Origin of the sequence: Paenibacillus phytohabitans (genome assembly GCF_013141775.1) — a bacterium.
GTDB classification, from domain to species: Bacteria; Bacillota; Bacilli; order Paenibacillales; family Paenibacillaceae; genus Paenibacillus_AQ; species Paenibacillus_AQ phytohabitans.
Window position 1 is genome coordinate 133,808 of sequence record NZ_WHOB01000062.1, and the last position, 12,482, is coordinate 146,289.

The 12,482-nt window shown below is 55.6% G+C and carries 6 protein-coding genes and 1 riboswitch; all 6 genes read left to right on the forward strand.

Annotation, left to right across the window (positions count from 1 at the left end; genetic code table 11):
• Positions 1-16 precede the first annotated feature (16 nt).
• The 6 genes from GC101_RS20990 (at position 17) to GC101_RS21015 (ending at position 12,453) form a co-directional block, all read left to right on the forward strand.
• Entirely contained in the window at positions 17-1,213 is a 1,197-nt protein-coding gene (locus GC101_RS20990; protein ID WP_246354450.1) for a hypothetical protein, read from the forward strand.
• Complete coding sequence (locus GC101_RS36785) at positions 1,210-3,612, forward strand: glycoside hydrolase family 88/105 protein (protein ID WP_343049788.1); 2,403 nt, start codon at positions 1,210-1,212, stop codon at positions 3,610-3,612. The genes GC101_RS20990 and GC101_RS36785 overlap by 4 nt, the downstream gene beginning before the upstream one ends.
• 272 nt (positions 3,613-3,884) lie before the next feature.
• Positions 3,885-4,072: riboswitch (cyclic di-AMP (ydaO/yuaA leader) on the forward strand.
• Positions 4,073-4,229: 157 nt separating this feature from the next.
• On the forward strand, positions 4,230-4,775 hold the full coding sequence (locus GC101_RS21000; protein ID WP_171718840.1) for an NfeD family membrane protein: 546 nt from the start codon (positions 4,230-4,232) through the stop codon (positions 4,773-4,775).
• A 22-nt stretch (positions 4,776-4,797) separates the two neighbouring features.
• Positions 4,798-6,219, forward strand: a complete 1,422-nt coding sequence (locus GC101_RS21005; protein ID WP_171718841.1) for a flotillin family protein — start codon at positions 4,798-4,800, stop codon at positions 6,217-6,219.
• Positions 6,220-6,397: 178 nt separating this feature from the next.
• Positions 6,398-7,783, forward strand: coding sequence for an MATE family efflux transporter (locus GC101_RS21010; RefSeq protein WP_425497155.1), 1,386 nt, complete (start codon positions 6,398-6,400; stop codon positions 7,781-7,783).
• Between the two features lie 641 nt (positions 7,784-8,424).
• Positions 8,425-12,453, forward strand: a complete 4,029-nt coding sequence (locus GC101_RS21015) for a glycoside hydrolase family 10 protein (RefSeq protein WP_171718843.1) — start codon at positions 8,425-8,427, stop codon at positions 12,451-12,453.
• Positions 12,454-12,482: the final 29 nt, after the last annotated feature.

Below are 12,482 nucleotides of genomic sequence, written 5' to 3' on the forward strand. Positions count from 1 at the left end.
CGGTCCAAGATGTAAAATGCTGCTCGGTGATCTGGACGGGGACGGCAGGGCAGAGCTGCTGCTGGTTCAGCCGGATAACCGCCAGGATGTCCGTTATATTCCGCATCAGGTGCAGTGCCTGACTGCCTATGACTTGGAGGGCCGTCTGTTGTGGCAGACCGGGAGGCCGGATAAGGGTGCAGGCAGCTCAGGGTCGGATTATCCGGCCCAAATCTTCGATATTGACGGAGACGGCGCGCTTGAGGTGCTGTGTGTGATGGATGACCGGCTGCAGATTCTGGAGGGGGCGACGGGCAAGGTCAAGTCGGTCCATCCGCTGCCGGCCAAGGAAGCCCATGACTGCATCATTATTGCCAACCTGAAGGGCAGCGGACATCCTTCCGACATTATCCTCAAAGACCGCTATCATCAGCTGTGGGCACTGAACTCCAGCTTCGAATTGCTCTGGACCCATCAGGGCAATGTGGGGCATTATCCGTGGGTGTTCGATCTTGACGGAGACGGGCGTGATGAGGTCATGGCCGGATATGATCTGCTGGATGCGGACGGTAAGCGGCTGTGGAGCTGCCATGATCTGGAGGATCATGCGGATTGCCTGTGGGTCGGCGATGTGAATGGAGACGGAGTGCCGGAGCTGGTGATCGGCGGCAGTGTGACGGTGATGTATGACCGTGACGGGCATGAGCTGTGGCGGTATGAAGGCTCCATTGAATCGCAGCATCTGGCGCTCGGACGGTTCCGTCCCGACCTGCCTGGTCTGCAGATTGCCGGTCTCGACCGTATGGTCCGTGAAGATGACGGCAAGGGCCTGTGCGGTAAAGATGCGATGTTTCTGCTGGACCAGTCCGGTCAGGAGCTGTGGAAGGAAGAGCGCACCACGGACGGCTGGCTGACGATCGTTGAAGCCGTAAGTCATTTCTGGAAGGATGCGCCGGATTATATCCTGGCTTACCGCCGGGGCGAAGCTGTGCTTCCCGCGCTCTATGACGGCTATATGAATATCGTTGCCCGGTTTGCCGAGCAGGGATACGCCGTGCATGGGGACCTGCTGGGCAGCGGGACCGAGCAGGTCATTATTTATACGGATGAGCTTGCGGCCGTCTATGCCGGCGAACCGCTCCCGCTGCAGGCGCTGCATCCCGGGCGGCAGCTGCCGCAGCCCAAGCGGCTGTACAGCTCCACCCTCTATCCCGGCGGTGAGGTGGCGTTGTGATAGGCGGTGAGGCAGGCGATGGAAGGGTGACGGTGAAGAGCGGTGAGGCAGCGAAGAGCGGGAATACTGTGGAGGCTGGCGGAACTGTGAAGAACAGCAAGACTGTGGAGGCTGGCGTTCCGGCATATTTTGATCCGCAGAATTCTATCGTCCGTACGGCTGGAGAGCATACCGAATCCGTGCTTGCAATCGTAGCCAATCGCTATATCGGTGCCCATCCGCCGCAGCCTCCGGTGTACCGGGTGCATCTGGAGGACAGCTTTCCGCGGCTATCCGACTGCCGGTATGAGATGAATCTGAAGGAACGGCTGCCGGAGCTGCAGGACGGGGAATTTGTCTATGTCTGGGGCAAGCTGTGGAGCGAAGCAGAGAGCGATATCCCGCTGGCTGTCAGCTGCTTCGGTCCGGTAACGGTCTATGTCAATGGCTCCGCCGTGTTCCAGTCCAATCTGAACGACGATGTATTTCCGGACCGCAGGGCCTACTTCCGTACCGGGCTAAGCCAGGGCTGGAACCATGTGCTGCTGGAATTCACCGCAGTCGGCACGGGCTGCGGCGGCATCTTCGGCACGGGCAGCGTGAAAGGCGCACCGCTGCATTTCCTGGCCCCGACAGCCGGGCGCAGCGGCTGTGAGGGCTGGATTTACAGCGCGCCGCAGCAGAGCAGATGGATGCTGCAGCCGGAGTGCGAGCGCGCCGGCGTTCCTCAGGGAGGAACAGCAGCACTCCGGGCGGAGCCGCTGCAAAGCGCATTCCGCAGCGGCGCGGCCGAAGCGGCGCTCGCGTCCCGCTGTGCCTGGTATCCGCAGGCCGGATGGCCGGATACCGTGGCCTGCGCCGGGAATCTCGCGCGTATCTTCGGCGAGGTTCCCGGCGCGAAGGCGCTGGCCTGGAGCCGGCTGGCGGTGACAGCGCCGGGCTTCACTGACACCCGGCTGAGCCTCCGCAGCCGGGACGTGGCGGCACTCCGGGTCTATGTGGATGGCAGGCTTGCCGCCATCCAGCCCGGGGGGAGTGCCGGGCTTGAATGTGTGCTGCCGCTGGGCTTCGGCAGCCATGATCTGCTGGTTGAGGCCGTCTGCGGCGGCCCGGACTGGGGCTTCCGGCTGGAAGCGGCGGACGCAGGGGGAGAAGCGGAAGCGGACACCGTGAACCTGGTCTTGCCGCATCCTGTGGAAGGGCAGGCAGGACCCTGGCTGTATCTGGGGACCTTCCTTGCATCGGCTGCACCGGAGGCTGCGGCGGCTGCTGTGATGGATACTCCCTTTGGGGAAGGGGCGGAGAGCTGCTTTTGGCGGGTAGACCGCCCCGGCGGAGCGGTCAGGCCGTATCTGGAGAGCACGCTGTACGGACGCTGGAATTATCCGCTGGGCGTGACGTTATACGGGCTGCTGTGCACAGGGATTGTGCTGGATGATTCCCATTACACCGCTTATTCCAGAGGCCATATTGAGCAGTGCACACGGCTTCATGAATATGCACTCTGGGACACGGGCCGTTACGGCGCTCCGGGAATTAATCAGCAGCTGGCGCTAATCGACTCCCTGGATGATTGCGGCTCATTCGGTGCGGCGATGCTGGCAGCGCACAGCGTGCAGCCGCTGCCTGGAGCAGCCGGGGCGGCAGAATATATTGCCCGTTACATTCACGGGACACAGTCCCGTGACGAGGCGGGTGCGCTTTACCGCACCCGGGGCACGACCGACTTCATGCAGGGAACGATGTGGTGTGATGATTTGTATATGAGCACCCCTTTTCTGGTCCGGTACTATCAGCTAACCGGCAATGCTGAATATCTGGATGACGCCGTGGCCCAGTTTCTGCATTACCGCGCGCGGCTGTTCCAGCCGGAGCTTGGCATTATGCACCATGTCTATGACTATAAATTCGGCAAGCCGAACGGTGTGCCTTGGGGCAGAGGCAACGGCTGGGTACTGTTCTCACTGACCGAGCTGCTGGAGATTCTGCCGGAGCAGCACCCGCAGCGGCCGGAGCTGCTCGATTATTTCCTGGAGCTGTGTGAAGGGTATCTGCAGCTACAGGATGCCGCAGGGTTATGGCATCAAGTTCTGACGGATGCTGAATCCTATGCGGAGGCATCCTGCTCTTCAATGTTCGTGTATGCCTTCGCTAGAGGGGTGCGCAGAGGCTGGCTGCTCAAGCCGCACTCCTACGCCGCTGCGGCAATACGCGGCTGGCACGCCCTTGCCGAATACTGCATCGACAAGCAGGGGAATGTCTACGGCGTCTGCCGGGGATCAGGCTACTCGTTCAATAAGCTCTATTACAAGGAGCAACTCACCTGGCAGCTCAACGATACTCACGGAATTGGCATAGTACTGCTGGCCGGTATTGAAGCGCTTGAGCTTACGCGGGAGCTGGAAGCACAGAAACAATAAAGAAATTATACTGTATTTACAATATTTGCCGGCCGGGGCTGTCTAGCAAGCGGATTCACTGCTTACTAGACAGCCTCTTTGCTATGTAACAGCACTGCTCCAGAGAATCGGAGCAAGAAGGAGTAAATCATCGGCCGCTTAAGAGCGAAAGCAAAGAATGCGCCTTCATTCATGCAGGGACGGCATTTTTGGCTTCTTTTGTCAACTGCAGCGTTTTACATTAAATGGCTGCAGGCGTAAGATTCAAATCAACAACCGAATGAAATTTAACTGTTCTCATATGGCTGAATTCCAGTAATGGGAACGGGGGAACCAACGGTGATTACGGCTTTTGCTCAGATAGCGGCCGCACGCCTGGGGTGAATCCTTGCTTGCATGCTGTAACGGTGCTCCGGCAAGGTAGGGCAATCTCGCTGCCCGAATCCGTCAGCTAACCCCGTAAGCCTCGAAGAGAGAGGATGAGCGCCATGATCGATTAACCGACCACGGAGAGCCCTGCTGCTGCTGTGGTCTTTTTGCTGTGCAGGCAGCAGGGGAAGACGGTCTGAACTAAGAATAACAATTCTTATAACAACGAGAAAAGTCTATTCATAATGTGATCTGAACTGCCTAAGGAGGTGATCGTTATCTTAACTATATTTATCGTGTGCTTCTGGGTCGGACTGCTCCTGCTCCTCAGCGGCGGACTTCACGGACATGGCCTGGGGGGTCATCTGCATGCGGGGGGCGGTGACGCCGGGGGTCCGGGCTTTGTGCCTATACTCCCGCTGATGGTGTTTGTCACAGTCTGGGGCGGCTCCGGTTATGTGCTTATCCGCTTCAGCGGAATGAGCGTGCTTGCAGTAGTGCTGATCTGCACCATGATTGCCTTGCTGACAGGTTGTCTAATGTATGCCGTGCTGGCCCGGGTGATGAACCGGTATGACAGCAGCATGAATGAATTGGATTATGAGCAGGCAGGGCAGCTTGGATACATCAGTGTACCTGCAGCGGATGGGGCAGCCGGGGAAATGAAATATGTGCTGCACGGAACGATGCGCTCCATTGGAGTGAGGGCAGCAAGCGGCCAGCAGCTCATGAGGGGCGACAGGGTGATTATTTTGAAGGTGGATAAGGGAATGGCGGAGGTAACCCTCTTCGAGAGGGAATTCGGAGAATTATAAATGACGGGGAGTGTCGGACCAAATGGTTATTCTTTATTTAATCTCGGGCATTGTTGTTGTTATTCTGCTGGCTTTGTTCAGTATTGTGACCGCTTATAAAAAAGTCCCGCCCAATCAGGCGATGATTGTATACGGTCTCGGCGGTAAAAGAGTGGTGCAGGGCGGCGGGACGTTCGTCATCCCCGGCTTCCAGAACAATAAGACCATCTCGATGATGCTGATGAGCTTCGATGTCATTCCGGCGCAGGCGATGTTCTCCCGGCAGGGCATCAAGCTCAACCTGGAGGCGGTCGCCCAGATAAAAATCAAAAGCGATCCCACCGCTATTCTGACGGCCAGTGAGCAGTTCATCGACCGGCCGGAAGAAGACCGCGAGACGATTATCCTGCATTCGGTGGAGGGACACCTGCGGGGCTTGATCGGGCAATTGACGGTGGAATCCATCCTCAAGACGCCTGATGAAATCAACAGCAAGATGAGGGAGACCTGCTCGGAGGACCTCGACAAGATGGGGCTTGAGGTCGTCAGCTTCACCATCAAGAAAATTACGGATGACAAAGGGTACATCGACAATATGGGGGTTCCGGAAATTGAGCGCATCCGCCGCGATGCCAGCATTGCCAAGGCGGAAGCGGAACGCGACATTCAGATCAAGCAGGCCGAGGCGGAGAAGGAATCCTCCATTGCCAAAGCCAATGCGCATCAGGCCACCATTGAAGCGGGAACTGCCGCCCGTGCGAAGGAATCCCTGTTCGAGAAGGAACTGAACATTAAGCAGGCGGATTTCAAGCTGGAGACAGAAGTGAAGAAGGCACAGGCGGATCTTGCGTATGAATTGCAGCAGAACAAAATTAAGCAATCGCTCGTTACCGAACAGGTCAAGATTACGCAGATGGAAGCGGAGGCCAACCGCACAGTCCGGGAAATTGAAGTCGAGCTGAGACAGCGGGAGCTGGAGGCAACGGTGATCAAGCCTGCCCAGGCGGAGAACCAGGCTACGGTCATGAGAGCAGAAGCCACTAAGCAGCGGCAGATTCTTGAGGCGGAAGCCGAGGCAGCGACAACGACCAAGCGCGGACTGGCCACGGCGGAAGCTGAGCTGGCGAAAGGAAGAGCGAATGCGGAGATTGTCCAGCTGGCCGGAGCGGCAGAAGCGGGAGCCCTGGAGAAGAAAGCCGAAGCGTACAAACAGTTCACACAAGCTGCGCTTACCGTGGAATTCCTGAAAATTCTGCCGGAGCTGGCTGAGAAAATTGCTTCCCCGCTCGCCAAGGTGGATAAGATTACAGTGATTTCCCAGGATGGAGCTACCTCAGGCGTGAACAAAATTACCGGTGATATCGCCAAAATAATGGCCCAGGTTCCTGAGTTGACCCAGACGCTTACCGGTATGAATGTCACCGAAGCGCTCAGCGGGCTGCTTGGCCGGGATAAAGAGCAGTAATTCATATACAGCAGCAATAAAGCCGCCGTTCTTTCGTTAATGGAGAATTGCGGATTTATTGCTTTTTTGTGTGCCGGTTTTTCTCACTGGTCACAGACGTGAAGTTAGATTTGTAGTAAACTGGAAGGAATGTAAAGTCTGCTCGCAATTATTCTACAGAAAAGAATGTGATATGTTTATGCAGCTTCAGGCTCGACTGCCGGCCAAGAAATGGCTGGAGAAGTACCTTTCCGGGGAAGGGATGGATTACCGGCAAATTATAGCTTTATTTATTCCGATCCTGATTGACCAGGCTTTCATCATCGGGCTTAATCTGGTAAACACTGCGATGATCAGCTCATCCGGCATGGCGGCGGTCAGTGCGGTGAATATGGTAGATTCACTGAATATATTCCTGATCAACGTGTTCGTTGCCATTGCTACCGGCGGAACAGTGGTCGTTGCGCAGTACAAAGGCAGCGGCAACGACCGGTTGGTATCCCAGGCTACGGCGGGTTCGGTTACCTCGGTATCGCTGATCGCCGTGGGAATCGGACTTCTGCTCATGGGCTTCCACACGCCGATACTGAACCTGCTGTTCGGAACAGCTTCCGCCGATGTGCTGGATAATGCCCGGATCTACATGATCGGCAGCAGTATTTCTTATCTGGGGATCGCCGTGGTTCAGGCTGTGTGCGGTGCGCTGCGCGGCGTCGGCAGGACGCGGGCTTCGCTGATGCTGTCGCTGATCATGAATCTGTTATACGTACTACTGAACGTAGTCTTCATTAACCTGCTGCACATGGGTGTGCTGGGGATGACGCTGGCGGTCAATATCGCGCGGTATGCGGGAATGATCTTTGCCCTGGTGTACCTGTTCAAGATTGACACGGTACTGCGTGTGCGGGTCCGCGACCTGTTCCATGTTCCGGTCTCCATGCTGCGCAGAATTATGTTCATCGGCGTTCCATTTGCAGCTGAGCAGATGTTCTTCAATGGCGGCAAGCTGCTGACCCAGATTTTTATTGTTAGTATGGGCACCTATGCGATTGCGACCAATGCTATTGCCGGCTCGCTGGCGATGGTGTTTCAGATTCCGGCCAGTGCATTGTCGCTGACGATCGTAACGGTGGTCGGCCAATGCATCGGGCGGGGGGATGTGGCGGATGCCAGAAAATTCATCAAGTCCTTCCTCTGGATCGGTTCAGCCTCGTATGCCTTGGTCGCCCTGCTCCTGATGCCGCTGTTCCATCCGCTGGTGTCAATCTTCTCTCCGCCTCCTGAGATCATTGACGACTTGTTTGTAGTCCTGCTGGTGAATGCTATTGCCCAGATTCCGCTGTGGGCGGTCAGCTTCATTCTGCCGTCCGCGCTGCGGGCAGCGGGGGATTCCCGCTTCACCTCTATCACCTCCATGCTGTCGATGTGGCTGTTCCGGGTCGTATTCGGCTACATTCTCGGGATCGTCCTCGGCTACGGTGTGCTGGGGGTCTGGCTGGCGATGAACTGCGAGTGGGCCGTCCGGGGATTTGTGTTTCTATGGCGCTTCAGAGGCGAGAAATGGTTTGCGCACAAGCTGATCTAAACGCTGTCCCGTAAGTGGGTTTCCCATAATGAAATAGTCCTATTTAAGAGAAAAAGATAACAGAGCAGCACTTCTCGCGTTATGAGAAGTGCTGTTCTGCGTTTTTGGCATTGCGTGCAGATTCCCTGCACGTGGTGTAATGAAGTGAAGGCTGGCGCGATATGATGTCGAGCCGCGTCGGGCTGTCCAAGTGTTCTCCGGTAGGAGTGGCTTCTTCAGGCAAGCAAGTGGATAAACGTATCTTAATTCGTCAACTTCTGAGCAATGTGCGGAAGCAAGTGGAAAAACAGCATCTAACATGGCTGGTTTTCACTACTTTGAATGATATGGGATGATTTAAGTGCTGTTTATCCAACTGCTGATTAAGCAGGAGGACATTCCCCTATCAGCAAGTGTAGTAAATCCAACTGCTATTAATCCGGCCTCTGCAGCATCCGGCTTATAAAGTGGCAGACAGGTGCTTCTTAGTTGTGACACTCCTAGTGAAATGAACTATAAAAAGCACGGTACAATCTTTAGTTTCGGGTAAGACGCTTTTTTTGCATTATGCTACGATTTGGGTTGAGAAGGGGGGCAGCTTTCACATAACTGTAAGCGCTTAACTCAAAAGAAACCCAAATTCATACAGAGGAGTGCAATGCATGAAGCGAATAATCAAGCAAGTCTCTCTCGTATTACTGGCGGCCGTCCTGCTTCTTCCGGCAGGCGGGTATATTCCGGCTGCTCAGGCAGCAGAGGCCCCGGCCACGGTATATCACGAAAGCTTTGCGGGCGGCACAGGCAAGGCAGTCCAATCCGGAGGCGCCAGCCTCAGTGCAGTCACGGGAGTTCCTTTTGACGGAAATGCCGATGGGGCAGCGTTATACGTAAACAACCGGGTAAATAACTGGGATGCGGTTGATTTTAATTTCTCGGATGTCGGCCTCAAGAACGGGCACACGTACACCGTCACTGCTGTCGTCTACGTTGATGCTAATGTAGCGGTCCCGGACGATGCGGCGGCGGCGCTCCAGACGGTGAAAAGCTATGGGAATTATACGGCAGTACCCTATGTGGCAGGCCAATCAGTCACACTAAAGAAAACATTCACTGTGGATACCAGTGCCGTGGACCCCGACAAGAAGGATTATGCCTTGCGCATCAACTCCAACGAGGCCGGGGCCGCAGTGCCATTTTACCTTGGAGATATTCTGTTCACTGAAGAGGGCACTCCAGGCGGCGGGGAAGAACCTGTCCGGGACCCGGCTTTACCATTCAATACGATCACCTTTGAAGACCAGGCGGCAGGCGGCTTCACCGGCAGAGCGGGAACTGAGCTGCTTACGGTGACCAATGAAGCGAATCATACGGCAGGTGGTTCCTACGCGCTGAAGGTGGAAGGCAGAACCTCTACCTGGCACGGGCCTTCCCTGCGTGTGGAGAAATACGTGGATAAGGGCAGCGAATACAACATCTCTGCCTGGGTCAAGCTGATCGATCCTGCCAGCTCGCAGCTCCAGCTGTCTACGCAGGTAGGCAATGACAGTGGTGCGAGTTATGTGGCTCTGTCCCCCAAGACGATCAGCACTGCTGACGGCTGGGTGAAATTTGAGGGCAGCTACCGTTATAACAGTGTGGGCGGCGAATATCTGACCCTTTATATTGAAAGCTCCAACAACACAGCAGCCTCCTTTTATATCGACGATATCACTTTTGAGCATACAGGCACCGGCCCGGTGGATATTCAAAGGGATCTCGTTCCTCTAAAAGCAGCCTATCAGAATGACTTCCTGATCGGTAATGCGATTTCAGCCGAGGATCTGGAAGGTGTCCGGCTGGATCTGCTGAAGCTGCATCACAACGTTGCTACCGCAGGCAATGCCATGAAGCCGGATGCACTGCAGCCGACTAAGGGGAATTTCACTTTTACAGCGGCAGATGCGATGGTGAACAAGGTGCTGGCTGAAGGGATGAAGATGCACGGGCATGTGCTGGTATGGTACCAGCAGTCGCCTGACTGGATGAACCTGACCACGGATGCGGCAGGCAATACCGTTCCTTTGGGGCGTGCCGAAGCACTCACCAATCTTAGAACTCATATCCGGGAGGTTATGGAGCATTTTGAGGGCAGGGTGATCTCCTGGGATGTAGTCAACGAAGCAATGAATGATAACCCATCCAACCCGTCCAACTGGCAAGGGGCTCTGCGTCAATCCCACTGGTATGATGCTATCGGAGCGGACTATGTGGAGCAGGCTTTCCTGGCGGCCAGAGAGGTGCTGGACGATCATCCAGAGTGGGATATCAAGCTGTATTACAATGATTACAACGATGATAACCAGAACAAAGCCCAGGCCATCTACAGTATGGTCAAGGAAATCAACGACAGGTACGCGCTTGACCACCCCGGGAAGCTGCTGGTTGACGGTGTGGGGATGCAGGCACATTACAATATCAACACGAATCCCGATAACGTCAAGCTGTCGCTGGAGAAATTCATCTCGCTTGGAGTAGAGGTCAGCATTACCGAGCTCGATATTCAAGCCGGAAGCGACAATAAGCAAACGGAGAAGGAATTGGTGGACCAGGGCTATTTGTATGCGAAATTGATGGATCTCTACAAGACACATGCCGCCAATATCGCGCGCGTTACCTTCTGGGGAATGGATGACCGTACCAGCTGGAGAGCTGTCTCAAGTCCGCTGCTGTTCGACAGGGATTTGCAGGCCAAACCGGCATATTACGGCGTCATTGATCCGGCAAAATATATGTCAGAGCATCAACCGAACACGACAGAGGCTAATGTGTCTGAGGCCGTTTACGGCACACCGGTCATTGACGGAACAGCGGATGCAATCTGGTCCTCAGCGCCTGAGATGGCAGTGAACCGGTATCAGCTGGCCTGGCAGGGTGCAAGCGGAACCGCGCGTACTCTGTGGGATGAACAGAATCTATATGTACTGGTTGAGGTCAGCGATGCCCAACTGGACAAGAGTAACGCGAATGCGTGGGAGCAAGACTCGGTTGAGGTTTTCCTGGATGAGAATCTGGGCCGTACCACCTTCTATCAGGACGATGACGGACAGTTCCGGGTCAATTATGACAATGAAGCCTCCTTCAGTCCGGCAGCCATCGGTGCAGGCTTCGAGTCGGCAACCAAGGTAGCCGGAACAAGCTATACCCTTGAAATGAAGATTCCGTTCAAAAAAATCACCCCGGCCGGCGGCACCAAGGTCGGCTTCGACACTCAGATTAACGATGCCAAGAGCGGCGTCCGGCAAAGTGTTGCCGCCTGGAATGATACCACCGGGAACGGTTATCAGGACACGTCTGTATACGGCATATTGACTCTCAAGAGCAGGGATGAAGAACCGGAACCGACAACGGCACCAACGCCGACACCGGCAGCAACGGCACAACCAACAGCAGAACCAACACCAACAGCTACACCAACCCCGGCACCGGTATCAGGCGGAACAAACTATGTCAATAGCACACCTACACCGAAGCCTGTGAATCTTGAGAGTAAGGACGGCGTGGTTACGATCAGACCTGAAATCAAGAATCAGGGAGGAGAGGCAAAGGCCACGGTTAAGGGCGATATTCTGCGCAAAGCGCTGGAGCAGGCAGTCCCGGCAGCAGACGGCATGAAACAAATCGTGATCGACCTGCCGAAGCAGACGGGTGCAGCCTCATACGAAGTTGAACTGCCGCTGCAAAGCCTGAAGGGGCAGGCGAACTTCGTGCTTGTGATCAAGACAGGCCCTGCAACGCTCGCAGTCCCAGGCGGGCAGCTGGCAGGCATTACAGCAAACAGTGAATACATCTCCATTCATGTAAAAGAGTCCCCGGCGGCCAGTCCGGATGCGGCAGCCCGCAGTCTGACCGGCAGTCGTCCGGCAGTGGAGCTGAAGTTGTCGGCCGGAGGCCGGGAGATGGCCTGGAGCAACCCGGATATGCCTATAACTGTTTCAATTCCTTACAAGCCGGCAATGGAAGAGCTGGGTTACCCCGATTCACTGCTGGTAAGGCATCTCAGTGAGGATGGCCAGATGACTGCTGTCGTGAACAGCCGTTATAATGCGGCGAACGGATCACTTGTGTTCCAGACATCAGAGTTCGGCACTTTTGCAGCGGCGTATGCTCCATTGACATTCACGGATCTGGGGAATCTGTCTTGGGCTAAGCAGGCTGTCGCTGCTATGGCGGCGCGTGATCTTGTCCTGGGAACCTCCAGCGGCAATTTCTCACCGGCTGTTCCAGTGAGCAGAGCAGATTTCACCGCATCCCTTCTGAAGGTGCTTGAACTCAAAGCTGCTGCTGAAGCAGGTGCTGGATTCGGCGATGTCGGGAATAATGCGGAGCATTTCAAGGAGCTTGCCGCCGCGAAGCAGCTCGGCATCGTCACCGGCTATGCAGATAACACCTTTAAGCCGGACAGCACGATTTCACGTCAGGAGATGATGGTGATCGCCGCCCGCGCGCTGAAGTCAGCAGGGATAGCGGCACAAGGCAGCGGAACTCTGGATGCTTACGCGGATGCAGAGCGGATCTCCGCTTACGCCAAGGGCAGTCTGGAAGCTCTGCTGAAATATGGAGTTGTGAACGGTAAGAACGGCAGGCTTGCCCCGGACGATACTCTTACCCGGGCGGAAGCAGCGGTCATTCTGTACCGGATCTGGAAGCTGTAATTAGGACTTAGAGTTTTCTTTCTGATTGA

Coding starts and splice junctions, on each gene's coding strand:
- GC101_RS21010 (WP_425497155.1), top strand. CDS start 6,398: ATGCAGCTTCAGGCTCGACTGCCGGCCAAGAAATGGCTGGAGAAGTAC.
- GC101_RS21005 (WP_171718841.1), top strand. CDS start 4,798: ATGGTTATTCTTTATTTAATCTCGGGCATTGTTGTTGTTATTCTGCTG.
- GC101_RS21015 (WP_171718843.1), top strand. CDS start 8,425: ATGAAGCGAATAATCAAGCAAGTCTCTCTCGTATTACTGGCGGCCGTC.
- GC101_RS20990 (WP_246354450.1), top strand. CDS start 17: ATGCTGCTCGGTGATCTGGACGGGGACGGCAGGGCAGAGCTGCTGCTG.